Below are 24695 nucleotides of genomic sequence, written 5' to 3'. Positions count from 1 at the left end.
GACCCACATCGAGTTTTTTGCACGATATCCTCGCTATCCACAGCGAAAACCACTATATTTAGCCTGTGATGAATTCTTGAGCACTAGGGATAGTCGATTTCGCCCGATTGACGGTTCGCATGAGAATCGAAAAAAGTCGGCTTCAACGGGCCGCATGCGTCCCGGTCACACTCATGATCGGCAATCCACTTGCAAGGCAGCAATGCGCGGGCATCGACTCGCGAGGGCATCGAGCCGGCGCAAGACTCCAGTTTGGGGATAGAAAACCAATGCACTTTGAACGGCGCTTCACCACGGCTGGCCAATCAGCCTACGAAGGCATCGAATTCCGCTCGGCCACGAGCGAAATCCGCAACCCAGACGGATCAGTCGTCTTCAAGCTCGAGGACATCGCCGTGCCGGCCCAGTGGAGCCAGGTCGCCGCCGACATCATCGCCCAGAAATATTTCCGCAAGGCCGGCGTGGCCAGGGCCTTCAAGAAGGTCGAGGAAAACGACGTCCCCTCCTGGCTGTGGCGTTCGGTTCCCGACGAGAAGGCCCTCGCCAAATTGCCCGAGGACGAGCGCTACGGCTCGGAGATGGATTCGCGGCAGGTCTTCGACCGGCTGGCCGGCACCTGGACCTATTGGGGCTGGAAGGGCGGCTATTTCACCTCCGAGGACGACGCCCGCACCTTCTATGACGAATTGCGCTACATGCTGGCCACCCAGCGCGTCGCCCCCAATTCCCCGCAATGGTTCAACACGGGCCTGCATTGGGCCTATGGCATCGACGGCCCCGGCCAGGGCCATTTCTATGTCGATCCCTTCACCGGCAAGCTCGTCCAGTCCAAATCGGCCTATGAGCACCCCCAGCCCCATGCCTGCTTCATCCAGTCGGTCGATGACGACCTCGTCAACGAGAACGGCATCATGGATCTGTGGGTCCGCGAGGCGCGCCTGTTCAAGTACGGTTCGGGCACCGGCACCAATTTCTCCGCGCTGCGAGGCGCCGGTGAACGGCTCTCAGGCGGCGGCAAGTCCTCGGGGCTGATGAGCTTTCTCAAGATCGGCGACCGGGCGGCCGGCGCCATCAAGTCCGGCGGCACCACCCGCCGCGCCGCCAAGATGGTGGTGATCGATATCGACCATCCCGATGTCGAGGAATATATCAACTGGAAGGTCAAGGAAGAGCAGAAGGTCGCCGCGCTGGTCACCGGCTCCAAGACCGTGTCCCGCCACCTCAAGCTGATCATGAAGGCCGCCGTAAATTGCGAGGGCCATGGGGACGACTGCTTCGATCCCAACAAGAATCCCGCGCTCAAGCGCGAAGTGAAGGCCGCCAAGAAGGCGCTGGTGCCGGAGAACTACATCTTCCGCGTCATCCAGTTCGCGCGGCAGGGCTACACCGACATCGACTTCCCGGTCTACGACACCGATTGGGACAGCGAGGCCTATCTCACGGTTTCGGGCCAGAATTCGAACAATTCGGTGCGCGTCACCGATGATTTCCTGCGCGCCGTGGAAACCGATGGCGAGTGGAACCTGACCGCCCGGCAGACCGGCAAAATCACCAGGACCCTCCAGGCCCGTGATCTCTGGGAGCAGGTCGGCTATGCCGCCTGGGCGTCGGCGGACCCCGGCATCCAGTACCACACGACGATCAATGAGTGGCACACCTCCCCGGCGGCCGGCCCGATCAACGCGTCGAACCCGTGCTCGGAATACATGTTCCTCGACGATACGGCCTGCAATCTGGCCTCGATCAACCTCCTGCCCTATCGCGGCAAGGACGGGGCGTTCAACACCGCCGATTACGAGCACACCGTCCGCCTCTGGACCCTGGTTCTCGAAATCTCGGTGATGATGGCCCAGTTCCCCAGCCGCGCCATCGCCGAGCGGTCCTATGAATACCGCACTCTGGGCCTCGGCTACGCCAATATCGGCGGGCTGCTGATGACCTCGGGCATCCCCTATGATTCCGAGGAAGGCCGGGCCATCGCCGGCGCTCTGACCGCCATCATGACCGGCGTATCCTACGCCACCTCGGCCGAGATCGCCTCCGAGCTTGGGGCATTCAAGGACTACAAGCGCAACGCCAAGCACATGCTGCGCGTCATCCGCAATCACCGCAATGCCGCCCATGGCAAGGCCGATGGCTATGAAGGGCTCTCGATTGCCCCGGTGCCCCTCGACCATGCCGCCTGCCCCGATCAGAACCTCGTCGCCCGCGCCATAGCGGCCTGGGACGCGGCGCTCGAACTTGGCGAGAAGCACGGCTATCGCAACGCGCAGGTGTCGGTGATCGCCCCCACGGGCACCATTGGCCTCGTCATGGATTGCGACACGACCGGCATCGAACCGGACTTCGCGCTGGTCAAGTTCAAGAAGCTGGCCGGCGGCGGCTACTTCAAGATCATCAACCGCGCCGTGCCGCAGGCCCTGCGCACGCTGGGCTATTCGGAGGACCAGATCGCCGAGATCGAGGCCTATGCGGTCGGCCATGGCAATATGAACCAGGCGCCCGGGGTCAATCCGGCCACCCTTTCCGCCAAGGGCTTCCCCGCCGACAAGATCGGCGCGCTCAACGCGGCGATGAAATCGGCCTTCGACATCAAGTTCGTCTTCAACCAGTGGACGCTGGGTGCTGATTTCCTTAAGGAACTCGGCGTCACCGACCAGCAGCTTTCCGACCCGGCCTTCGAGCTCCTGCCGTTCCTCGGCTTCTCGAAGAAGGAGATCGAGGCGGCCAATATCCATGTCTGCGGTGCCATGACCCTGGAGGGCGCCCCGTTCCTCAAGGCCGAGCATCTGCCGGTCTTCGATTGCGCCACTCCCTGCGGCAAGCTGGGCAAGCGCTATCTTTCGGTGGAATCGCACATCCGCATGATGGCCGCGGCGCAGCCCTTCATTTCGGGCGCCATTTCCAAGACCATCAACATGCCCAACGACGCCACCGTCGAGGACGCCAAGCAGGCCTATATGCTGTCCTGGAAGCTGGCCCTCAAGGCCAATGCGCTTTATCGCGACGGCTCCAAGCTCAGCCAGCCCCTCAACGCCTCCCTCCTTGCCGATGAGGATGACGAGGACGATCTGGTCGAGGAACTCGCCGCCGCCCCGCTCACCGAGCGCGTGCCGGCCGTAGCCGAGAAGATCGTCGAGCGCATCGTCGAAAGGGTGACTCGCGACCGCGAGCGCATGCCCGACCGTCGCAAGGGCTATACCCAGAAGGCCATCGTGGGCGGCCACAAGGTCTATATCCACACCGGCGAATATGGCGACGGGCGCCTGGGCGAGATCTTCATCGACATGCACAAGGAAGGCGCCGCCTTCCGCGCCATGATGAACAATTTCGCCATCGCCATCTCGATCGGCCTGCAATATGGCGTGCCGCTCGATGAATTCGTCGAGGCCTTCACCTTTACCCGCTTCGAGCCGGCCGGCCTCGTCATGGGCAATGACCACATCAAGAACGCGACCTCGATCCTCGACTATGTGTTCCGTGAACTGGCCATTTCCTATCTCGACCGCACCGATCTGGCCCATGTCACTCCCGATGCCGGCGCCACCTCGATCGGCAAGGGCGTCTCCGAGGACAATGCCGTCAAGGAGCGCACCGCCCCTGCTCCCATGCCCGCCGACACCTTCGTCTCGCGCGGCATGACCCGGGGGCGGGTGAAGGACAAGAACCTCATGCTGGTCTCCTCGCCCGACTACAAGGCCGCTAGCCCCGTTCAGGCCCTTCAGGCGCAGACGGTAACCGCGCTGCGTCAGGGCACGGCCCTCAAGGCCCAGCCGGAAATCGAAGCCGCCAGGCTGGTGGACGAGGCCCAGGCCAAGGACACCACCACCCTGCGGCTCGAAGCGCAGATGAAGGGCTATGTGGGCGAGTCCTGCTCGGAGTGCCAGAATTTCACGCTGGTGCGCAACGGCACCTGCCTCAAATGCGACACCTGCGGCTCGACCACCGGCTGCAGCTGATCGTCGTCTGACCGAAAAAGAGAAAGGCCCGTCACCGACGGGCCTTTTTCGTGTCGGGTCAGGCCGGGTGCGCCGCCTGCGCCTTCACCCATTCCGCTGCCCCGGCGCCGGCGCGTTTGCCCGTCGCCAGGCACGCGGTCAGCAGATAGCCCCCGGTCGGCGCCTCCCAGTCGAGCATTTCGCCGGCCACGAACACGCCGGGAAGCCGGGTCAGCATCAGGCCGGCATCCACCCCGCTCCAGCACACGCCGCCGGCCGACGAGATCGCCTCGGCGATGGGGCGCGGACGCACAAGCGGCACGGCGAGCGCCTTGATGGCCCCCGCCAGGGCCAGCGGGTCCCGCCGCACCGCTTCGGTGGTCAGCTCCCGCACCAGCCCGGCCTTGACGCCATCCAGCCCAGCTCCCTTGCGCAGCCGATTGGCAAAGCTGGCCTTGCCCGGCTGCCGCCCGAGATCGCGTTCGAGGCGGTCGCGGCTGCGATCGGGAGCGAGGTCCAGCACCAGCGCGGTCGGGCCGCGCTCCAGCCCGTCGCGCAGCGCCGCCGCATGGGCATAGACCAGCGAGCCTTCGATGCCCTGCCGCGACACGACGAATTCGCCGCGAATGGTTCCCGCATCCGAATGTGCCGCAATCGCCTTCACGGGCTGGCCGGCGAATCGCGCGATGAACGGCGCGCTCCAGGCGACCTCGAAGCCACAATTGGCCGGGCGGAACGGCGCGATTTCCACGCCCTTAGCAGCCAGCCAGGGCATGAAGGCCGCGTCGGACCCCAGCCTCGGCCAACTTGCGCCGCCCAGGGCCAGCACCACGGCGTCGAAGCGATCGGTGCGGCGTCCATCCGGCGTCTCGAAGACCAACGCGTCCTCGTCGAACCCCATCCAGCGATGCCGCGTGCGGATGGTGACGCCCTGCCCGTCCAGACGGGCGATCCAGGCCCGCAACAACGGCGAGGCCTTCATCGCCATGGGAAAGACCCGGCCGGACGAGCCGACAAAGGTCAGGCTCCCCAGCCCCTCGGCCCAGGCCCGCACGGCGCGGTTGTCAAATTGCCGGAGGCTCGGTTCCAGCCGCTCGCGCGCCGCGCCAAACCGGGGGAGGAAATCCTCCATGGGTTCGGCATGGGTCAGGTTGAGCCCGGATTTACCCGCCATCAGCAATTTGCGCCCCAGGGTCGGCATGCCCTCATACACCGTCACAGCGCAGCCCGCCGCCGAGATGGTTTCGGCGGCCATAAGCCCGGCGGGTCCGCCCCCGATGATCGCGATACGCTTGGTCATGGCCTGCCCCGAACACCCTTTCGCACCGGCTGTCAAACCGATAGATTCGCCGTTCATCCGAGTCCTTGTCGAAAGCAAAGAAGTTCCATCATGTCCGACTCATCCTCCGCCGCTCCGATCAACGCCGAAAAGCTCGACAAGCTGGCCCAGTTGGCCGTCCAGACCGGTCTCGGCCTCCGGCCCGGACAGGACCTGATCATGACTGCTCCCCTCACGGCCCTGCCGCTGGTGCGCAAGATCACCGAGCACGCCTACAAGGCCGGGGCGGGTCTCGTCACCACCATCTATTCGGATGAGCAGACCACCCTCTCCCGCTATCGCCACGGCAATGACGAGGCCTTCGACCACGCGGCCGATTGGCTGTTCGAGGGCATGGCCAAAGCCTTCAGCAACAATACGGCCCGCCTCGCCATCGCCGGGGACAATCCGATGATGTTGGCCGAGGAAGACCCCGACAGGGTGTCCCGCGCCCAGCGCGCCACCTCCAGGGCCTATAAGCCCGCCTCCAAGAAGATCACCAGCTTCGAAACCAACTGGAACATCGTGGCCTATCCCACGCCCAAATGGGCCACGCTGGTTTTCCCCGATCTGAGCGAGGACGCGGCCGTCGCAAAGCTCTCCGAGGCGATCTTTGCCGCCTCGCGTTCCGACAATGCCGATCCGGTCGCGGCCTGGACGGCCCATAATGCCGACATCCATGCCCGCCGCGACTGGCTCAACGCCAAAAATTTCCGCGACCTGCATTTCACCGGCCCGGGCACCGACCTGGTGATCGGGCTGGCCGACGATCACAAATGGGCCGGCGGGGCCTCACTGGCCAAGAACGGCATCACCTGCAATCCCAATATCCCGAGCGAGGAAGTGTTCACGACCCCGCATGCCCGCCGCGTCGACGGCCATGTGCGCGCCACCAAGCCCCTCGCCCATAACGGCTCGGTGATCGAGAACATCGAAATGGTGTTCAAGGATGGCCTCGCGGTCGAAGTGCGCGCCTCCAGGGGCGAGGAGATCTGGAACAAGGTGCTCGATACCGACGAGGGCGGCCGCCGGCTGGGCGAAGTGGCCCTGGTGCCCAATTCCTCGCCGATCAGCCAGTCGGGCATCCTCTTTTACAACACCCTGTTCGACGAGAACGCCGCCTGCCACATCGCCATGGGCCAGTGCTACAGCGAATGCATCGCGGGTGGCGACAAGCTCACCGAGGAGCAGATCGCCGAAAAGGGCGGCAATGCCAGCCTGATCCATATCGACTGGATGATCGGGTCCGCCGAAATCGATATCGACGGCATCACCCATGACGGCGACCGCGTCCCGGTGTTCCGCAAGGGCGAATGGGCCTTCTGATCCAGCGCAAAAAAGAGGCCGGGGTTTCCCGGCCTCTTTCGTTCTCAGCTCCAGTAGGCCTGCAGCCAGGGATTGGACATGCCGATCCCAATCAGGACCGTTACGATGGCCGCGAGGATGGTGGTCGCGATCAATTTGGGCACCAGATGCGCCTTGACCGGCGCGCCCGGGTCGGTGCCGTCGGTCACCTCTCCGTCCTCGTGCTGCCCGCGCACCCCGAAGGGGAGCGTGATGAAGAGCACCGTCCACCAGACGACGAAATAGACGGCGGCATAGGTGAAAAGCTGCATCGGTTCAAACCTTGTGAACGAACACCTTGACCAGCGGCTTGCGGCCCCAGGCCGCATTGAGCTCGGAGCGCACGGCCCTGCGGATCGCCTCGCCGAAACGGCCGGTATCGGTGCGGCGCTTTTCCGGGAAACTCTTGATCGCTCCCTGGGCGGCGGAATGGGCGACCGCGCTCAACGGATCGTCATCGTCGGCCAAATCCGGGATACCGTCCAGATCGAACACCGGGCCTGAGACGATCTGTCCCTTGCCGTTGACCACCAGCGAGACGATCACTACCCCGCCAAAGGCCAGCCGGCGCCGGTCGCGGACATTGGATTCCTCGGGCGTGCACAGCAGGTTGCCATCAAGATAGAGCACGCCGGTGCGCACCTCGCCCGGCATGTGCCTGGGCTGGGGATAGAGCTGCACCATGTCGCCATTGCGGATGGAGAACACCGTCTCGATGCCCTTTTCGCGCCCGAAGGTGGCGTGCGCTTCCAGGTGCATGGGCTCGCCATGCACGGGGATGAGCACGTCGGGCTTGAGCCAGTCATAGAGCTGCGCCAGTTCATGGCGGCGGGGATGGCCGGAAACGTGGATCATCTCCTCGCGCCCGGTCACCACGACCACGCCCTTGTCGACCAGCTTGTTCTGGATGTCGAGCACGGCCTTTTCATTGCCCGGAATCGCCCAGGAGGAAAAGATCGCCATATCGCCCGGCGAGAGGTCGATGACCGGATGGCTGCCATCGGCGATGCGGGCCATGGCGGCCCGCGACTCGCCTTGGCTGCCTGTGCAGATCAGCACCACCTTCTCGCGCGGCAGATAGCCAAAGGCGTCCTGATCGAGGAAATCAGGAACGCCCTCCATGAGGCCGAGCTCCCGCGCGATGCCGGCGATCCGGTGCACGGCGCGGCCCGCGGCCACCACCTGCCGGTCGGCCTTGGCCGCCGCGCGGGCAATCGAGATCATGCGGCCCAGATTGGAGGCGAAGATCGTCACCGCGACCCGGTGCTTGGCCGTGGCGATCAGGCGCTCGAGATTGACGCCCACTTCGGTTTCCGAGGGGCTGTCGCCTTCCTTCATGGCGTTGGTGGAGTCGCAGATAAGGGTCAGTGGCTTGTCGTCCGCGCCCAGTTCCTTGAAGCGCTGGATATTGGTGGCCGGAGTGCCGACCGGCGAGGGATCGATCTTCCAGTCGCCGGTGTGGAGCACGCGCCCGGCCGGGGTCTCGATCAGCAATGCGTTGGATTCGGGGATCGAGTGGGACACCTCGATGGCCTCGACCTTGAAGGGTCCTGCGTGGAACGGCACGCCGGGCTCGAAGAGCTGGATCTCCACATCGTCCTCGATATGGTTGGAGATCCGCTTGGCCTTGAGCATCGCCGCTCCGAACCGGCCGGCGAATACCGGCCTGTCGAAGGTCGGCCAGAGATCGAGGATGGCGCCATAATGGTCTTCATGGGCGTGGGTCAACACCAGCCCCACCACGTTCTCGGCCTGGTCCTCGAGGAAATAGGGGTCGGGCATGACCAGTTCGATGCCGGGCAGTTCCGGCCCGCCGAAGCTCACCCCGCAATCGACGACCAGCCATTTGCGGCCATGCTCGGGACCATAGCCATACAGCCCCATATTCATGCCGATTTCTCCCACCCCGCCCAGGGGGACGAAGACCATCTGATCGCTTGTCGTGCTTTTCGCCATAGATCATTTGCGCCGGCGGCCTGCCGCGGCGTACTCCCAGCTCTGTCCGGCCCGCCCTCTCAGCGCAGCGTTGCCGTGGTTCCAAAATGGACGTCGCCCGCCGTGATGGCGATCCGATGCCCTTCGTCATCGCGGACTATCAGATGGCCCGCATCATCAATCGTTTCGAATATGCCGCGCAGCACGCCGCCGGGCCGCTGCACCGCGACCTCGGCACCGACGCCGGCCGCGTTCTCCCGCCAGCGCTCGATCACACGTGGCGTCCCCTGCCCGCCGTTCCAGATTTCGTACCACTCAACCCAGCTTTCGGCCAGTGCCTCGAATACGGTTGCCGCGTCGATGGCCGGATTGAAGGCCGACAGCGCCGAGGCGGGATAGGGCAGCCCTTCGGGCGCCGCCACCACATTGACGCCGATGCCGATGATGATCGCCGTGCCCCCGGCCGGCCGCGGAAAGGCCTCGAGCAGGATGCCGGCGATCTTGGCGCCATCGGCCAGAAGATCATTGGGCCATTTCAGCGCGATGCGGGCGCGCTGCCCGTCGCTGGTGCCGTCCGCCCCGTCGATTCCCGAGCGCAGGGCCAGATCGGGCAGCAGCCGGGCCAGCGCCGCGTCGAACGCCACGCCGGCCACGAAGCCGAGCCCTGGCAGCGCCGAGGCCGGGGCGTCGGGGACGATCATCAGCGAAGCGGCGAGATTGCCATAGGGGCTTTCCCAGGCCCGGCCACGCCGCCCGCGCCCTTCGGTCTGCTGCAAGGCGGCAAACCACACCTTTCCCCCATCGCCGGCCTTTGCGGCGTCGATGGCCAGCGCATTGGTCGAGCCGACGCTATCGAAGCCGATAACGCGATAGCCGGCCGCGGCGGCGCGTGGAGGAAGCGGAAAGGCTACCACAAGCCCGCCGCCCGTCCCGTGATCGTCAAGGCTCCTGCCATGGGCGTTCCCTTCCGCGCCTAGAACAGGGAATTGGCCGCCATATGCGCCCAGGCGGTCAGCGGGGCACCGATGGTGAAATAATAGCTCAGGATCAGAAAGCCGGTTACGGCGAGGACGATATTGAGCTCGATGGCGGGCGCGGCATAGGAGTTCACCGGCTCGTCGAAATACATCACCTTGATGATCCGCAGGTAGTAGAACGCGCTCACGGCGCTCGCCAGCATGCCGATCACCGCGAGGACGAACAATTGCGCCTCCATGGCGGCGAGGAACACCTGCCATTTGGCAAAGAACCCGGCCAGCGGCGGCAGGCCGACCAGCGAGAACATGAACAGCGCCATGATGGCGGCGACGAAGGGCCGGTTTTTGGCGAGCCCGGCCAGGTCGTCGATGGTTTCGACATAGCCGTCATCGTTCTTGAGCGCCAGGATGCAGGCAAAGGTGCCGATGGTCATGAAGAGATAGATCGCCATATAGATGGCAACGCCCTCGACGCCGACGAGATTGCCCGCCGACAGCCCGACCAGCGCGAAGCCCACATGGCCGATGGAGGAATAGGCGAGGAGGCGCTTGAGGTTGTTCTGGCCGATGGCCGCGAAGGAGGCCAGCACCATGGAGGCGATCGAGATGAAGATCACCACCTGCTGCCAGTCGCGGGCGATGGGCTCGAAGGCGTCGAACACCACGCGGATCAGCAGCGCCATGGCGGCGACCTTGGGCGCCGAGGCGAAAAAGGCGGTCACCGGGGTCGGCGCGCCCTCATAGACGTCCGGCGTCCACATATGGAAGGGCACGGCGGAAATCTTGAAGGCGATGCCGGCCAGGAGGAAGACCAGCCCGAAGATGATGCCCGGATTGCGGTCCGTCAGCGCCACGGCCTGGGCGATCTGGTCGAGCTGGGTGTGGCCGGTAAAGCCATAGACCAGCGAGGCGCCATAAAGCAGCATGCCTGAGGAGAGTGCGCCGAGGACGAAATATTTGAGCCCCGCTTCGGTCGCCTTGACGCTGTCGCGCCGAAAGGCGGCCACCACATAGAGCGCCAGCGACTGCAATTCGAGGCCGACATAAAGGCTCATGAGATCGTTGGCCGAAACCATCATCATCATGCCCAGCGTCGCGAGGACGACCAGCACCGGATATTCGAACTTGTTCAGCCCGTGATCGGCGGAATTGGACACGGCAAGGATGAGCGCGAAGGCCGATCCGGTGATCACCAGCACCTTCATGAAGCGGGCGAAGCCGTCATTGATGAAGCCGCCGGCAAAGATCACGCCCTCATTGGGCTGGGCGACGATCAGCACCGCCGCAACCACCATCAGCCCGATGGCGATGCCCGTGACCGCGGTTGAGATTTCCTTTCGGGCCAGAACGCCGATCAGCAGCAGCACCAGCGCGCCGACCGCGACCAGCATTTCGGGATAGGCAGGCGCCAGCGAGGCGAAGCCGGCAAATTCGGTTACCATATTCACCTCCTAGTGACTGGCCGCAGCGGATGCTGCCGCCTGGACATTGCCGGCCGTTCCCAGGTCGATCAGCGCCGACATGGGTTCGAGCCCGACCGCCGCCTGATAGTGGTCGACCAGCGCCTGCACCGAAACCGCCATCGCATCCATCAGCGGCGCGGGATAGACGCCGAAGAAGATGGTCAGGACGACCAGGGGAACGATGGTCACCATTTCGCGGGTGTTGAGATCGAGGATCGACTTGAGGCTCTCCTTTTCCAGCGCGCCCCAGATGATCTTGCGATAGAGCCACAGCGCATAGCAGGCCGACAGGATGACCCCGGTCGTTGCCAGCACGGCGAACCAGGTATTGACCTGATACATGGCGAACAGCGTCAGGAATTCGCCCACGAAGCCCGAGGTTCCCGGCAGGCCGACATTGGCCATCGTGAACACCATGAAGGCGAAGGCATAGCGCGGCATGCGCTCGACGAGGCCGCCATAGGCGTTGATGTCGCGGGTGTGCATGCGGTCGTAGATGACGCCGATCGAAAGGAACAGCGCACCCGATACGATGCCGTGGCTGATCATCTGGAAAATGGCGCCCTGCACGCCATAGACGTTGCCGGCGAAGATCCCCATGGTGACGAAGCCCATATGGGCCACCGAGGAATAGGCGATCAGCTTCTTGATGTCGGTCTGCACGAACGCCACCAGCGAGGTGATGATGATCGCCGCGACCGAGAGGAAGAACACGAAGTTGGAGAAATAGGCCGATGCATCGGGAAACATGGGCAGCGAGAAGCGCAGGAAGCCGTAGCCGCCCAGCTTCAGGAGGATCGCCGCCAGGATCACCGAGCCGGCGGTCGGCGCTTCCACGTGCGCCTCGGGCAGCCAGCGGTGCAGCGGCCACATGGGCATCTTGACTGCCAGCGAGGCGAAGAAGGCCAGCCACAGCCAGAACTGCGCATCCTCGGAGAATTCGAAACTGAGCAGCCGGGCGATGTCGAGGGTTCCGGCCTGCCAGTACATCGCCATGATGGCCAGCAGCATCAGCACCGAGCCGGTGAAGGTGTAGAAGAAGAATTTGTAGCTCGCCTGGATGCGCCGCTGGCCGCCCCAGATGCCGATGATGAGGAACATCGGCAGCAGCGTGCCTTCGAAGAAGACGTAGAACATGGCGAGGTCCAGCGTCGCGAACACGCCGATCATCAGCATTTCGAGGACGAGGAACAGCAGCATGTATTCGCGCACGCGATAGGTGATCGATTCCCAGCTCGCGAGAATGCACATGGGCATCAACAGGCCCGTGAGGACGATGAACAGCACCGAAATGCCGTCGACGCCCATGCGGTAGCCGATCACGTCACCCAGCCAGAGCTGGTTCTGCACGAACTGGAAGTCGGCGGTGCTGGGGTCGAACATCGCCCACATGACCAGCGTGAAGGCGAAGGTGACCAGCGTGGTCGCCAGCGCGATCCAGCGGATATTGCGCGCCGCGGTCTCGTCCCGCCCGGGAGTCAGCAGAATGAAAAGAGCCCCGACCAGCGGCAGAAACGTCACGATGGTCAGGATGTTGTTTGTCAGGATCATCCCAGAAGTCCCCCGGCGGCGATGGCCCAGGTGATGAGAGCGGCCACGCCGATGAGCATGGCGAAGGCGTAGTGATAGAGGTAGCCCGATTGCAGGCGGGTGGCGAAGCCGGTCACCTGCCGGACCCTGCGGCCCAGCCCCTCGACGAGGGTTTCATCGACCAGCCAGTCATCGAACCCCTTCCACAGGGCGGTCCCGATCCAGCGCGCCGGCCGCACGAAGATGCGGTCGTAGAGCTCGTCGAAATACCACTTGTTGAGGAGGAACTGGTACAGGCCGCGATGCTCGGCCGCCAACTGCTTGGGGGCGTCGGGGTTGCGGATATACATGTACCAGGCGGTCACGAAACCGAGCAGCATCGCGATGGTCGCCGACCATTTCACCCAGGTCGGCACGTGGTGCGCCGCGTCGATGATCGCCGCATCGACCACGACCGAGCCCTGGAAGAAGTGCTCCACATGCTCGGCATGGCCGAAGAAGGAATCGTAGAAGATGACGCCGGCCACCACGGCCCCGATGGCCAGGACGTAGAGCGGGATCAGCATCACGTTCGGGCTCTCATGGGCGTGCTCGAACGTGTGGGGATCGGCGCGGGTCGGGCCGTGGAAGGTCAGGTGCACCAGGCGCCAGGAATAGAAGCTCGTGAACATGGCGGCGATGACCAGCAGCCAGAAGGCCAACGAGCCGGCGGTGCCGCCAAAGGCATAGGCGGCCTCGACGATGGCATCCTTGGAAAAGAAGCCGGCAAAGCCCAGCGAGGTCCCCGGAATGCCGACGCCGGTCAGCGCCAGCGTCCCGATCATCATCATGGCATAGGTGATCGGCACCTTCTTGCGGATGCCGCCCATATTGCGCATGTCCTGCTCGTGGTGCATGGCGTGGATCACCGAGCCGGCGCCAAGGAACAACAGGGCCTTGAAGAAGGCGTGGGTGAAGAGGTGGAACACGCCCGCCGAATAGGCCCCTACCCCCAGCGCCACGAACATGTAGCCGAGCTGCGAGCAGGTCGAATAGGCGATGACGCGCTTGATGTCGTTCTGGACCAGGCCGACCGTCGCGGCGAAGAAGGCCGTGATGGCGCCGATATAGATGATGAACAGCGTCGCCGTCTCGCTCAGCTCGAACATGGGCGAGAGGCGGGCCACCATGAAGACCCCGGCGGTGACCATGGTCGCGGCGTGGATGAGGGCCGAGACCGGGGTCGGGCCCTCCATGGCGTCGGGCAGCCAGGTGTGGAGCAGGAACTGCGCCGACTTGCCCATGGCCCCCATGAAGAGGAGGAGGCAGATCACCGTCAGGGCGTGGGCCTGCCAGCCGAGGAACGGCATGGTGGCGTCGGCCACGCCCGGCAGGGCCGCGAAGGTCTCGTCGAAGCCCAGCGTGCCGATGAGGAAGAAGGTCCCGAAAATGCCCAAGAGGAAGCCGAAATCGCCGACCCGGTTGACGACGAAGGCCTTCATCGCCGCGGCACGCGCCGATTCCTTTTGATACCAGAAGCCGATCAGCAGGTAGGATGCGAGGCCCACCCCTTCCCAGCCGAAGAACATCTGGATGAAATTGTCGGCCGTCACCAGCATGAGCATGGCGAAGGTGAACAGCGAGAGGTAGGCGAAGAACCGCGCCCGGTGCGGGTCCTCGTGCATGTAGCCGATCGAATAGAGATGGACGAGCGAGGAGACGGTGTTGACCACCACCAGCATGATCGCCGTCAGCGTATCGACCCGCAGCACCCAGTCCAGTTGCAGGTCGCCCGCATGGATCCAGCTCAGCACCGAGACCTTATAGGCTTCGCCATCGCCGAGAAAGAAGGGGAGGAACACCACCCAGGACAGGGCGGCGGCGGCGATCAGAAGCGCCGTGGTGAGGACTTCCGCGGGCTTGTGGCCGATGACGCGGCCGAAAAGGCCAGCCACCAGCGCGCCGATCAGCGGCAGGAATACGATTGCCTGGATCATGGCTGCCCTAGCCCTTCATCATGTTGACGTCGTCGACCGCGATGGAGCCGCGGTTACGGAAGAAGACCACGAGGATGGCCAGCCCGATGGCCGCTTCCGCCGCCGCCACCGTCAGGATCAGCAACGCGAATATCTGGCCCACCAGGTCCCCCAGATGGGACGAGAACGCCACGAGGTTGATGTTGACGGCGAGCAGGATCAGCTCCACCGACATCAGGATGATGATGATGTTCTTGCGATTGAGAAAAATCCCGAACACCCCGATGGTGAACAGAATGGCCGCGACGGTCAGGAAGTGACCGAGCCCGATAACCGGTGTCATCATAATCCCCTTACAGCCCTTTTCCGCTCTCGACCTTGACGATCTCGACGCCCGTTGCCTTGGTGCGCGCCACCTGGGCGGCAACGTCCTGGCGCTTGACATTGGGCTTGTGGCGCAGGGTCAGGACGATCGCCCCGATCATCGCCACCAGAAGCACGAGGCCGCACGCCTGGAACAGATAGATGTAGCGCGTATAGAGCACCCGCCCGATGGCGCGGATATTGTCGACGTCGCCGGAAATCGGCAGCGCCCCCGATCCGGCGGCCTCTGGAACCAGCCAGGCCGATCCGGCCACCAGCAGCAATTCGAGCAGCAGGATGAGCCCGACCACGATGCCGATCGGCGCATATTGCAGCATGCCGCGCCGCAATTCGCCGAAATCCACGTCGAGCATCATGACGACGAACAGGAACAGCACGGCCACGGCGCCCACATAGACGACGATCAGGATCAGCGCCAGGAATTCGGCTCCCGCCAGCATGAAGATGCCGGCGGCGTTGACGAAGGCGAGGATCAGGAACAGCACCGAATGCACGGGGTTGCGCGAGGAAATCACCATGATCGCCGAGGCGATCACTATGGCCGAGAACAGGTAGAAGAAAAATAGCGGCAAGGTCACCTGTCGCTCCTAGCGGTACGGCGCGTCGAGCGCGATGTTGGCGGCAAGCTCGCGCTCCCAGCGGTCGCCATTGGCGAGCAGGCGCTCCTTGGAGAAATAGAGTTCCTCGCGCGTCTCGGTTGCAAATTCGAAGTTCGGACCCTCGACGATGGCATCGACCGGGCAGGCTTCCTGGCAGAAGCCGCAATAGATGCATTTGACCATGTCGATATCGTAACGGACCGTGCGCCGCGTGCCGTCGTTCTGGCGCGGGCCGGCCTCGATGGTGATGGCCTGGGCCGGGCAGATCGCCTCGCACAGCTTGCACGCGATGCAGCGCTCCTCGCCATTGGGATAACGGCGCAGGGCGTGCTCGCCGCGAAAGCGCGGGCTCACCGGCCCCTTCTCGAAGGGATAGTTGATGGTGGGCTTGGGCGCGAAGAAATAGCGCATCGCCAGGAACATGGTCGACACGAATTCGCGCAGCAGCATTGCATCGAGAAACCGCAGGGCTTTCATCGGTTCTCTCCTTAAGCCATGCCGCCATGCCAGCCCCAGCCCGTGAGCTGGAGGACGGCGGCGACGATGACCACCATGGCGAGCGAGAGCGGCAGGAAGACTTTCCAGCCCAGCCGCATCAGCTGGTCATAGCGGTAACGGGGGACGATGGCCTTGACCATGGCGAACATGAAAAAGACCAGGCTGAGTTTGAGCACGAACCAGACCACGCCCGGAATCCAGGTGAAGGGCGGCAAGTCGATCGGCGCCGTCCAGCCGCCCAGGAACAGGATGGTGGTCAGCGCGCACATCAGGATGATCGCGACATACTCGCCGAGCATGAACATCATGTACGGCGTCGAGCCATATTCCACCATGAAGCCGGCCACCAGCTCGGATTCGGCCTCCGGAAGGTCGAAGGGCGGCCGGTTGGTTTCGGCCAGGGCCGAGATGAAGAACACGATGAACATGGGAAACAGCGGCAGCCAGTACCAGTTGAGGATGGTCAGCCACGGCACGCCCAGCATGTGGGCCAGCCCCCCCTGCTCCTGCGCCTGCACGATATGGGTCAGGTTGAGCGAACCCACGCAGAGCAGCACGGTGATGATCACGAGGCCGATGGACACCTCGTAGGAGACCATCTGCGCCGCCGAGCGCAGCGCCCCGAGGAAGGGGTATTTCGAGTTCGACGCCCAGCCGCCCATGATGATGCCATAGACGCCGAGCGAGGAGATCGCGAATATATAGAGGATGCCGATATTGATGTCGGCCATGGCCCAGCCCTCGGCCACCGGCACCACGGCCCAGGCGGAAAGCGCCAGCAGCACGGTCACCAGCGGGGCGAGCAGGAACACCGCCTTGTCGGCCCCGGCCGGGATCACCGGCTCCTTGAAGACGAATTTCAGGAGGTCGGCAAAGCTCTGCAACAGGCCGAAGGCGCCCACCACGTTGGGGCCACGGCGGATCTGCACGGCGGCCCAGATCTTGCGGTCGGCAAGCAGGATAAAGGCGGTGAAGACCAAGAGGGTCACCAGCAGCAGCAGCGCCTTCCAGACGAATCCCACCATGGTCCCCAATCCAAGGATCGGGGCCCCGATGAGATAGTCCAGCGCGTAAACAAACCCATCCATATCGCTGCCTTACTCTGCGGCCTCTTTGAGTCCCGACATCATCTGCGAACATTCGGCCATGACGGCCGAGGCGCGCGCGATCGGGTTGGTGAGATAGAAATCGGCGACCGGGGAGACGAGCCCGTAGGAGGCCTTGGGCGCCGTATCGCCGGCCAGGGCCCTGATGTCGGCGGCCTTGCCGGGCTCGATGGCATCGATCCGCGACAGATGCGGATGGCGCCCATAGAGCTCGGCGCGCAAGCCACTGAGGGAATCGAAGGGCAAAGCCGCGCCCAGCACCCCCGACAGCGCCCGGAAAATCGCCCAGTCTTCCTTGGCCTCGCCGGGAGGGAACACCGCCCGGTTGGTCATCTGCACCCGGCCCTCGGTATTGACGTAAGTGGCGGACTTTTCCGTATAGGCGGCGCCGGGCAGGATGACGTCGGCGCGATGGGCGCCGCGGTCGCCATGGCTGCCGATATAGATGACCTGAGTATCGCCCAGTCCGGCCATCTCGATCTCGTCGGCGCCGAGCACGAACAGCACGTCGAGCTTGCCCGAACCGGCCGCCTTGATCATGCCGGCGGTGTCCAGCCCGCCGCGTCCGGGGACGAAGCCGATATCGAGCGCACCGACGCGGGACGCGCCATTGTGCAGCACGGCAAAGCCGTTCCAGCCCTCGGCCAGCGCACCGGCCGAAACCGCGACCTGTGCGGCCAGCGCCAGCACGTCCTTGGCCGAAGCGCCGGTCACCGCGCCTTCGCCGAGGATGATCATCGGGCGCTCGGCCGCGGCCAGCACTTTGGCGAAATCGTTGCGGCCCGCAGCGAGATCGACCAGCGTATCGATGCCGGCGCCAAGATAAGCGTAATCATATGTCAGGTCCGCCGCTTCCCCGACAAGGCCGATGGCGACATCGCCGGCGCGCCAGGCCTTGCGGATGCGGGCGTTGAGCACACTCGCTTCCCGGCGCGGATTGGCGCCAATGATGAGGATGGCGTCGGCCTGTTCGATGCCCGCAATGGTCGGGTTGAAGAGATAGGATGCCCTGCCCTTTTTCGGGTCCAGCGCCGAACCGGCCGGACGCGCGTCGATATTGGGCGAGCCGAGCCCGGTCATCAGGGCCTTGAGCGCATAGAGCTCCTCGACCCCCGCCAGATCGCCGGCAATGGCGCCGATACGCTTGGGGTCGGCATCCTTGAGCAGCGCCGCGATGGCGGCGAAGGCCTCACCCCAATTGACGGCCTGCAGCTTCCGGCCCTTGCGGACATAGGGGCGGTCGAGGCGCTGGGTGCGCAGCCCGTCCCAGACGAAGCGCGTCTTGTCGGAAATCCATTCCTCGTTCACGCCTTCATGGATGCGCGGCAGGATGCGCATGACTTCCTTGCCGCGCGCGTCGACGCGGATATTGGAGCCGATGGCGTCCATGACGTCGATGGATTCGGTCTTGTTCAACTCCCACGGGCGCGCCTGGAAGGCATAGGGCTTGGAGGTCAGCGCCCCAACCGGACACAAATCGATGACGTTGCCCTGCAATTCGCTGGTCAGCGCCTTTTCGAGATAGGTGGTGATCTCCATGTCCTCGCCGCGCCCGGTGGCGCCGAGCTCGGCAGTGCCCCCCACTTCTGTGATGAAGCGCACGCAGCGGGTGCATTGGATGCAGCGGGTCATCACCGTCTTGACCAGCGGCCCCATATACTTGTCCTCGACGGCGCGCTTGTTCTCCCAGAAGCGCGAGCTGTCGACACCATAGGCCATGGCCTGGTCCTGCAGGTCGCATTCGCCGCCCTGGTCGCAGATGGGGCAATCGAGCGGATGGTTGATCAGCAGGAATTCCATCACGCCTTCGCGGGCCTTCTTGACCATGGGCGTGTTGGTGAACATTTCCGGCGGCTCGCCATTGGGGCCGGGGCGCAGGTCGCGCACGCTCATGGCGCAGCTCGCCTGGGGCTTTGGAGGCCCGCCCTTCACCTCGACGAGGCACATGCGGCAATTGCCCGCCACCGACAGACGCTCATGATAGCAGAAGCGCGGGATTTCCGCGCCCGCCGCCTCGGCGGCCTGCATCAGCGTGAAGTGATCGGGAACTTCGATCAGCTCGCCATCGACCTTGATTTGCGCCATCGGTTTACTCCCCGGCTCCCACCAGATCGATACGCTTCTCGATCCGAGCTATCCGGTCTTCCAATCTGTCCATGCGGCGGTCGAGACTGCTCATGCGCTCTTCCTGAGCGGTCATACGTACCTTTATCTCATGCATATCGAACTCGATGTGATCGAGCCGCTGGTCGATTCGCGTCAACCGATCATCGATGCGTCGCAGCATTTCCAGAACAAGGTTCTGAGGTTCGTCGGCCATGTCGCCTCACTCCGCCGCGACGGACGGCACGGCGCCGTCCGAGGTGGACTTGTAGGTATAAGCGTCGATCCGCTCTTCGATCACGTGGCGGAAATTCTTGATCAGGCCCTGGATCGGCCAGGCCGCCGCGTCGCCGAGCGCGCAGATGGTGTGCCCTTCGACCTGCTTGGTCACGGCGAACAGCATGTCGATCTCGCGCTTTTGCGCTTCGCCGCGCACCATGCGCTCCATCACCCGCATCATCCAGCCGGTGCCTTCGCGGCAGGGCGTGCACTGGCCGCAGCTTTCGTGCTTGTAGAAGGCCGACAGGCGCCAGATGGCCTTGATGATGTCGGTGGACTTGTCCATGACAATCACCGCCGCCGTGCCCAGCGAGGAGCCCACTTCGCGCAGGCCGTCGAAATCCATATGCGCCGAGCGGATGGTCTCGCCGGGGACGCAAGGGACCGAGGAACCGCCCGGGATCACCGCGAGCAGATTGTCCCAGCCGCCGCGAATGCCGCCGCAATGCTTTTCGATCAGCGTCTCGAAGGGCGTGCCCATCTCTTCCTCGAAGGTCGCGGGCTGGTTGACGTGTCCGGAAACGCAGAACAGCTTGGTGCCGGTGTTGTTCTCCCGCCCGAGGCCGGCGAACCAGGCCGCGCCGCGCCGCAGGATTTCCGGCACCACGGCGATGGATTCGACATTGTTGACCGTGGTCGGGCAGCCATAAAGGCCCATGCCGGCCGGGAACGGCGGCTTGAGGCGGGGCTGGCCCTTCTTGCCCTCGAGCGATTCCAGCAGGGCGGTTTCCTCGCCGCAGATATAGGCGCCGGCCCCATGGTGGACGATGACGTCGAAATCCCAGCCATGGATATTGTTCTTGCCGATCAGCCGCGCGTCATAGGCCTGCTGCACGGCGGCTTCGAGCCGGTGGCGCTCGCGCATGAATTCGCCGCGCACATAGATATAGGCGGCATGGGCATCCATGGCGCGCCCGGCGATCAGGCACCCCTCGATCAGGTGATGGGGATCGTGCCGCAGGATTTCGCGGTCCTTGCAGGTGCCCGGCTCGGATTCGTCGGCGTTGACCACGAGATAATGCGGACGCCCGTCATTGACCTTGGGCATGAACGACCATTTGAGGCCGGTCGAGAAGCCCGCGCCGCCACGCCCGCGCAGGCCGGAGGCCTTGACCTCATTGGTCAGCCAGTCCCGTCCCTTGTCGAGCAAGTCCTTGGTGCCGTGCCAGGAGCCGCGCTTGCGCGCTCCTTCGAGGCCCCAATCGTTCTGGCCGTAGAGATTTGTGAAAATGCGGTCTTGATCGCTCAGCATCGTTCAAATCCCCTATCGCGGCTTCTTGCCGAAGACGCGGACATATCCATCGACCCCGCCCTCGGCGAGCGCCTTGGCCTGGCCGGCCCAGTTGTCGCGGTCCATGCGGCCCCTGAAATTGAGCACGGCCTCGACCCGTTCCCGGTCCGTGGCGGAAAGGCCAGCGATCTGGGCGTATTGCGTGATGCCCAGGGCGTTGAGCTTGGCCTCGATCCCCGGCCCGATCCCGGAAATGAGCTTGAGATCGTCGGGCACGCCCTCCGGCCGCGCGAACATGGGCGCGTCGCCGGCCTCGGGCGTCCGGATCTCATCAGCGCTGCGGCCGGTGGTCTTGGTCTTCTCGCCGGTCTTGCTGGCGGTCTTTTCGATCGCGGGCGATTCCGCGCCGGTGGCCCCTTCCCGTCCGGCTTGCGACGGCTTGCGCGTGGCAGGTCCGGCCGCCTTGCGGTGCTCGGCTTCCGCCTCGGCCTGCGAAACCTTGCCGTCTTCCGAGGGCCCCTTGATGGCGGGGGCAGCCTCTTCGGTCACCTCGCGCTTGCGGCCGGGCGCAGTCGCATCGGCATCGCCCTCCACCGGGCCGCTCTCGGGGGCGGCGTGGCGCGGCCTGGGGTCTTCGAGCAGCGTCGTCCGGCCTTCGACCGGGGCCGAGAAGCGCCGCCCGTTCTGCGGGCCGGGCGCGATGGTGTCGCCCTTGCCGTCGCGGAAGGCGACAAGGATTTCCTCGAAGCGCTGCGGGGTCAGGTCTTCATAGGTGTCGAAGCCGATGGTCACCATGGGGGCGTTGACGCAGGCGCCGGCGCATTCGACCTCCTCCCAGCTCATCGTCCCCTCTTCATTGAGGTGATGGGGCTCGGGGTGGATGTGCTTCTGACACACGGCGCGGATGTCCTCGGCCCCGCGCAGCATGCAGGGGGTCGTGCCGCAGACCTGGATATGGGCGCGCGTTCCTACCGGCTGGAGCTGGAACTGGCTGTAGAAGGTCGCCACTTCCAGAACGCGGATATAGGGCATGCCGAGCATGTCGGCGACCGACTCGATCGTCGCCCGCGATACCCAGCCATCCTGCTCCTGCGCCCGCATCAGCAGCGGGATGACCGCCGATTGCTGGCGGCCTTCTGGATACATGGCGATGCGCTTTTCCGCCCAGGCCGCGTTCTCCTCGGAAAACGCGAAGCTGGCGGGTTGGACGCTCTCATCTGCAAGGCGACGCACGCTCATCAGCGATCAACCTCTCCGAACACGATGTCGAGGGAGCCAAGAATAGCGGCCACGTCGGCCAGCATATGCCCCCGAGTGAGCACATCCATGGCCTGGAGGTGCGCGAAACCTGGCGCGCGTATCTTGCAGCGATACGGCTTGTTGCTGCCGTCCGATACCAGATAGACGCCGAACTCGCCCTTGGGCGCTTCGACCGCGGCGTAAACTTCACCCGCCGGCACGCGATAGCCCTCGGTGTAGAGCTTGAAATGATGGATCAGCGCTTCCATCGAGCGCTTCATTTCGGCTCGCCTGGGCGGCGCGATCTTGCCGTCGGTTGTCGAAACCGGGCCCTTGCCCTCCGGCGAATTGAGCAGATCGATGCACTGGCGGATGATGTGAACCGACTGGCGCATCTCTTCCATGCGCACGAGATAGCGGTCATAGCAATCGCCGTGCTTGCCGACCGGAATGTCGAAATCGAAACGGTCATAGCACTCATAGGGCTGGCTCTTGCGCAGATCCCACGCAATGCCCGAACCGCGCACCATGACGCCGGAGAAACCGCGCGCCCAAACCTCGTCGGCAGTCACGACCCCGATATCGGCATTGCGCTGTTTGAAGATGCGATTTTCGGTCAGCAGCGCATCGATATCGTCGAGTGCCTTGAGAAACGTGCCGCAAAACGTGCCGATGTCGTCGATCATATCCTGCGGCAGGTCCTGATGCACGCCGCCGGGACGGAAATAGGCCGCGTGCATGCGCGAGCCCGATGCGCGCTCATAAAATATCATGAGGCTTTCGCGCTGCTCCAGCCCCCAGAGCGGCGGCGTCAACGCACCGATGTCCATGGCCTGGGTCGTGACGTTGAGAATGTGGTTGGAAATGCGCCCGATTTCGGAGAACAGCACGCGGATCAACTGGCCGCGCATGGGAACGGTGATGCCCAACAGCTTTTCGACGGCGAGCGCGAAGGCATGTTCCTGATTCATCGGAGCGACATAATCGAGCCGGTCGAAATAAGGCACCGCCTGGAGGTATGTCTTATGCTCGATCAGCTTTTCGGTGCCGCGGTGCAGCAGTCCGATATGGGGGTCGACGCGCTCGACGATCTCGCCGTCGAGTTCGAGCACCAGACGCAGAACCCCGTGCGCCGAAGGGTGCACAGGACCAAAATTGACTGTGAAGGTCCTGACGTCGACTTCAGAAACAGCTTGCGTCATTGCTTGGCCTTTTCATCGCCCGGCAACACATAGTCCGTGCCTTCCCAGGGCGAGAGATAATCGAAATTCCGGAACTCCTGAGCGAGTTGGACCGGCTCGTAGACCACGCGCTGCCGCTCATTGTCGTAACGGACTTCGACAAAGCCCGTCAGCGGGAAATCCTTGCGCAGCGGATGGCCGTCAAAACCGTAATCGGTGAGGATACGGCGCAGATCAGGATGACCGGAGAACAGGATTCCATAAAGGTCATACGCCTCGCGCTCGAACCAGTCCGCGCCGGAGAAGACGCCGCAGATCGAGGGTACCGGCGTCATTTCATCGGTTACGATGCGCACGCGAATACGCGTGTTCTGGGTGGGGCTGAGCAGGTGGTAGACAATGTCGAAGCGCTGTGCCCTGTCGGGATAGTCCACGCCACATGCATCGATGAAGCATACGAACTGACAGCGGGGATCGTCCCGCAATACGCGCATGACATTGACGATCGCATCAGGCTTGGCATCGAGAGTCAATTCGCCATAGGCGACGTTGAACCCGTCGACCGCTTCACCCAGCTTGAGCGCAATATACTCGCCGAGTTCGGAAAGAGCGTTGTCCATCTCTTGGGCCTTATCGCTCGATGGTGCCGGTTCGCCGGATTTTCTTCTGCAGGAGCAGGATGCCGTACAGAAGCGCTTCGGCGGTCGGCGGGCAGCCGGGCACATAGACATCGACCGGCAAGATGCGGTCGCAACCACGCACCACGGAATAGGAATAGTGATAGTAACCGCCTCCATTGGCACAGCTGCCCATGGAAATGACGTAGCGCGGTTCCGGCATCTGATCGTAAACCTTGCGCAATGCCGGGGCCATCTTGTTGGTCAGCGTGCCGGCGACGATCAGGACGTCGGACGTCCGCGGGGAGGCACGCGGCGCGGTTCCGAAGCGCTCGATGTCATAGCGCGGCATCGACATCTGCATCATCTCGACGGCGCAGCAGGCCAGACCGGTCTGCATCCACATCAGGGACCCCGTGCGGGCCCAGTTGATAAGCTCGTCGGTCGCCGTGACCAGAAAACCCTTGTCGGCAAGCTGGTTGTTGACGTCGACGAAATACGGGTCGGTGGCGCCGATCGGCAAGCCGGTCGCGGAATCGACGGCGCCCACTGGTGCAGGGGCGACGAGAGGGCCAGACTGACTCAATCCCATTCGAGTGCTCCCTTACGCCATTCATAGATGAAGCCGATGGTGAGGATGCCCAGAAACACCGTCATGGACCAGAAGCCGTACCAACCCAGCTCCCCGAACGCCACGGCCCAGGGGAACAGGAAGGCCACTTCCAGATCGAAAATGATGAAGAGGATCGCCACCAGATAGAATCTGACGTCGAACTTCATCCGCGAATCCTCGAAGGGCTCGAACCCGCATTCGAATGCCGAGACTTTTTCAGGATCGGGACGCCGGATGGCGATGAGGAAGGGAGCGACGAGCAGCGCCAGGCCGATCACACCGGCCAGACCGACAAAAATCAGAATGGGCAGATAGTCGCTGAGCAGTTGGTTCATAAGACAGCCATGCCTTGTTCGGCCCGATGGTTGCCGGGCGAGAGGACTCG

Annotated in this window: 21 protein-coding genes; 2 read left to right on the top strand and 19 right to left on the bottom strand. The window is 63.9% G+C overall.

Going from position 1 to position 24695, the window contains the following annotated elements; genetic code table 11:
* Positions 1-269: 269 nt before the first annotated feature.
* The gene (locus DVH29_RS07110) at positions 270-3959 is read left to right on the top strand and encodes a vitamin B12-dependent ribonucleotide reductase (RefSeq protein ID WP_114645478.1); all 3690 of its coding nucleotides are present in this window, start codon (positions 270-272) and stop codon (positions 3957-3959) included.
* Positions 3960-4017: 58 nt separating this feature from the next.
* Here DVH29_RS07110 and DVH29_RS07105 read toward each other — a convergent pair whose 3' ends face one another.
* Positions 4018-5238, bottom strand: coding sequence for a TIGR03862 family flavoprotein (locus tag DVH29_RS07105; RefSeq protein WP_114645477.1), 1221 nt, complete (start codon positions 5236-5238; stop codon positions 4018-4020).
* Positions 5239-5328: 90 nt separating this feature from the next.
* Here DVH29_RS07105 and DVH29_RS07100 point away from each other — a divergent pair, with 90 nt between their 5' ends.
* The gene (locus DVH29_RS07100; RefSeq protein WP_114645476.1) at positions 5329-6582 is read left to right on the top strand and encodes an aminopeptidase; all 1254 of its coding nucleotides are present in this window, start codon (positions 5329-5331) and stop codon (positions 6580-6582) included.
* A gap of 44 nt (positions 6583-6626) precedes the next feature.
* On the opposite strand, the gene DVH29_RS07095 is transcribed toward DVH29_RS07100, so the two are convergent.
* The 18 genes from DVH29_RS07095 to DVH29_RS07010 form a co-directional block, all read right to left on the bottom strand.
* The gene (locus DVH29_RS07095; RefSeq protein ID WP_114645475.1) at positions 6627-6872 is read right to left on the bottom strand and encodes a DUF1467 family protein; all 246 of its coding nucleotides are present in this window, start codon (positions 6870-6872) and stop codon (positions 6627-6629) included.
* Between the two features lie 4 nt (positions 6873-6876).
* Positions 6877-8529 carry a ribonuclease J gene (locus tag DVH29_RS07090; protein WP_245944909.1) on the bottom strand — a complete coding sequence of 551 codons (1653 nt, stop codon included), beginning with the start codon at positions 8527-8529 and terminating at the stop codon, positions 6877-6879.
* An 86-nt stretch (positions 8530-8615) separates the two neighbouring features.
* A complete protein-coding gene (locus DVH29_RS07085) occupies positions 8616-9449 on the bottom strand; it encodes a biotin--[acetyl-CoA-carboxylase] ligase (protein WP_114645473.1) in 834 nt (277 codons plus the stop codon).
* Between the two features lie 59 nt (positions 9450-9508).
* The gene (nuoN, locus tag DVH29_RS07080; protein WP_114645472.1) at positions 9509-10954 is read right to left on the bottom strand and encodes an NADH-quinone oxidoreductase subunit NuoN; all 1446 of its coding nucleotides are present in this window, start codon (positions 10952-10954) and stop codon (positions 9509-9511) included.
* A 9-nt stretch (positions 10955-10963) separates the two neighbouring features.
* Positions 10964-12526: an NADH-quinone oxidoreductase subunit M gene (locus DVH29_RS07075; protein ID WP_114645471.1), complete on the bottom strand. Its 1563-nt coding sequence runs from the start codon at positions 12524-12526 to the stop codon at positions 10964-10966.
* A complete protein-coding gene (gene nuoL / locus DVH29_RS07070; protein ID WP_114645470.1) occupies positions 12523-14481 on the bottom strand; it encodes an NADH-quinone oxidoreductase subunit L in 1959 nt (652 codons plus the stop codon). The genes DVH29_RS07075 and nuoL overlap by 4 nt, the downstream gene beginning before the upstream one ends.
* Positions 14482-14488: 7 nt before the next feature.
* Positions 14489-14803 carry an NADH-quinone oxidoreductase subunit NuoK gene (gene nuoK / locus DVH29_RS07065; protein WP_114645469.1) on the bottom strand — a complete coding sequence of 105 codons (315 nt, stop codon included), beginning with the start codon at positions 14801-14803 and terminating at the stop codon, positions 14489-14491.
* 10 nt (positions 14804-14813) lie between these two features.
* Positions 14814-15422, bottom strand: coding sequence for an NADH-quinone oxidoreductase subunit J (locus DVH29_RS07060; protein WP_114645468.1), 609 nt, complete (start codon positions 15420-15422; stop codon positions 14814-14816).
* 9 nt (positions 15423-15431) lie between these two features.
* Complete coding sequence (gene nuoI, locus DVH29_RS07055) at positions 15432-15920, bottom strand: NADH-quinone oxidoreductase subunit NuoI (RefSeq protein WP_114645467.1); 489 nt, start codon at positions 15918-15920, stop codon at positions 15432-15434.
* A gap of 11 nt (positions 15921-15931) precedes the next feature.
* The gene (gene nuoH, locus DVH29_RS07050) at positions 15932-16966 is read right to left on the bottom strand and encodes an NADH-quinone oxidoreductase subunit NuoH (protein WP_114645585.1); all 1035 of its coding nucleotides are present in this window, start codon (positions 16964-16966) and stop codon (positions 15932-15934) included.
* Between the two features lie 72 nt (positions 16967-17038).
* Positions 17039-19132 (bottom strand): NADH-quinone oxidoreductase subunit NuoG, encoded by a 2094-nt coding sequence (nuoG, locus tag DVH29_RS07045; protein WP_114645466.1) that lies wholly within the window; start codon positions 19130-19132, stop codon positions 17039-17041.
* Positions 19133-19136: 4 nt separating this feature from the next.
* The gene (locus tag DVH29_RS07040) at positions 19137-19367 is read right to left on the bottom strand and encodes a hypothetical protein (protein ID WP_114645465.1); all 231 of its coding nucleotides are present in this window, start codon (positions 19365-19367) and stop codon (positions 19137-19139) included.
* A 6-nt stretch (positions 19368-19373) separates the two neighbouring features.
* Positions 19374-20681, bottom strand: coding sequence for an NADH-quinone oxidoreductase subunit NuoF (gene nuoF / locus DVH29_RS07035; protein WP_114645464.1), 1308 nt, complete (start codon positions 20679-20681; stop codon positions 19374-19376).
* 12 nt (positions 20682-20693) lie between these two features.
* Positions 20694-21899 (bottom strand): NADH-quinone oxidoreductase subunit NuoE, encoded by a 1206-nt coding sequence (gene nuoE, locus DVH29_RS07030; protein WP_114645463.1) that lies wholly within the window; start codon positions 21897-21899, stop codon positions 20694-20696.
* Positions 21899-23101 carry an NADH-quinone oxidoreductase subunit D gene (locus DVH29_RS07025; protein WP_114645462.1) on the bottom strand — a complete coding sequence of 401 codons (1203 nt, stop codon included), beginning with the start codon at positions 23099-23101 and terminating at the stop codon, positions 21899-21901. Before DVH29_RS07025 ends, nuoE begins: the two co-directional genes overlap by 1 nt.
* Complete coding sequence (locus tag DVH29_RS07020) at positions 23098-23700, bottom strand: NADH-quinone oxidoreductase subunit C (RefSeq protein ID WP_114645461.1); 603 nt, start codon at positions 23698-23700, stop codon at positions 23098-23100. The genes DVH29_RS07025 and DVH29_RS07020 overlap by 4 nt, the downstream gene beginning before the upstream one ends.
* A 10-nt stretch (positions 23701-23710) precedes the next feature.
* Complete coding sequence (locus tag DVH29_RS07015) at positions 23711-24289, bottom strand: NuoB/complex I 20 kDa subunit family protein (protein ID WP_114645460.1); 579 nt, start codon at positions 24287-24289, stop codon at positions 23711-23713.
* A complete protein-coding gene (locus DVH29_RS07010) occupies positions 24280-24645 on the bottom strand; it encodes an NADH-quinone oxidoreductase subunit A (protein ID WP_114645459.1) in 366 nt (121 codons plus the stop codon). The genes DVH29_RS07015 and DVH29_RS07010 overlap by 10 nt, the downstream gene beginning before the upstream one ends.
* Positions 24646-24695: the final 50 nt, after the last annotated feature.

The sequence above is a fragment of the Pelagibacterium lacus genome (assembly GCF_003345525.1).
Classification (GTDB): domain Bacteria; phylum Pseudomonadota; class Alphaproteobacteria; order Rhizobiales; family Devosiaceae; genus Pelagibacterium; species Pelagibacterium lacus.
This window is presented reverse-complemented; position numbering and strand designations above follow the sequence as displayed.

Excerpts from the sequence above, each read along its gene's own strand:
- DVH29_RS07110 (WP_114645478.1), top strand. The coding sequence starts at position 270 with ATGCACTTTGAACGGCGCTTCACCACGGCTGGCCAATCAGCCTACGAA.
- DVH29_RS07105 (WP_114645477.1), bottom strand. The coding sequence starts at position 5,238 with ATGACCAAGCGTATCGCGATCATCGGGGGCGGACCCGCCGGGCTTATG.
- DVH29_RS07100 (WP_114645476.1), top strand. The coding sequence starts at position 5,329 with ATGTCCGACTCATCCTCCGCCGCTCCGATCAACGCCGAAAAGCTCGAC.
- DVH29_RS07095 (WP_114645475.1), bottom strand. The coding sequence starts at position 6,872 with ATGCAGCTTTTCACCTATGCCGCCGTCTATTTCGTCGTCTGGTGGACG.
- DVH29_RS07090 (WP_245944909.1), bottom strand. The coding sequence starts at position 8,529 with ATGGTCTTCGTCCCCCTGGGCGGGGTGGGAGAAATCGGCATGAATATG.
- nuoN (WP_114645472.1), bottom strand. The coding sequence starts at position 10,954 with ATGGTAACCGAATTTGCCGGCTTCGCCTCGCTGGCGCCTGCCTATCCC.
- DVH29_RS07075 (WP_114645471.1), bottom strand. The coding sequence starts at position 12,526 with ATGATCCTGACAAACAACATCCTGACCATCGTGACGTTTCTGCCGCTG.
- nuoL (WP_114645470.1), bottom strand. The coding sequence starts at position 14,481 with ATGATCCAGGCAATCGTATTCCTGCCGCTGATCGGCGCGCTGGTGGCT.
- nuoK (WP_114645469.1), bottom strand. The coding sequence starts at position 14,803 with ATGACACCGGTTATCGGGCTCGGTCACTTCCTGACCGTCGCGGCCATT.
- nuoI (WP_114645467.1), bottom strand. The coding sequence starts at position 15,920 with ATGAAAGCCCTGCGGTTTCTCGATGCAATGCTGCTGCGCGAATTCGTG.
- nuoH (WP_114645585.1), bottom strand. The coding sequence starts at position 16,966 with ATGGTGGGATTCGTCTGGAAGGCGCTGCTGCTGCTGGTGACCCTCTTG.
- nuoG (WP_114645466.1), bottom strand. The coding sequence starts at position 19,132 with ATGGCGCAAATCAAGGTCGATGGCGAGCTGATCGAAGTTCCCGATCAC.
- DVH29_RS07040 (WP_114645465.1), bottom strand. The coding sequence starts at position 19,367 with ATGGCCGACGAACCTCAGAACCTTGTTCTGGAAATGCTGCGACGCATC.
- nuoF (WP_114645464.1), bottom strand. The coding sequence starts at position 20,681 with ATGCTGAGCGATCAAGACCGCATTTTCACAAATCTCTACGGCCAGAAC.
- nuoE (WP_114645463.1), bottom strand. The coding sequence starts at position 21,899 with ATGAGCGTGCGTCGCCTTGCAGATGAGAGCGTCCAACCCGCCAGCTTC.
- DVH29_RS07025 (WP_114645462.1), bottom strand. The coding sequence starts at position 23,101 with ATGACGCAAGCTGTTTCTGAAGTCGACGTCAGGACCTTCACAGTCAAT.
- DVH29_RS07020 (WP_114645461.1), bottom strand. The coding sequence starts at position 23,700 with ATGGACAACGCTCTTTCCGAACTCGGCGAGTATATTGCGCTCAAGCTG.
- DVH29_RS07015 (WP_114645460.1), bottom strand. The coding sequence starts at position 24,289 with ATGGGATTGAGTCAGTCTGGCCCTCTCGTCGCCCCTGCACCAGTGGGC.
- DVH29_RS07010 (WP_114645459.1), bottom strand. The coding sequence starts at position 24,645 with ATGAACCAACTGCTCAGCGACTATCTGCCCATTCTGATTTTTGTCGGT.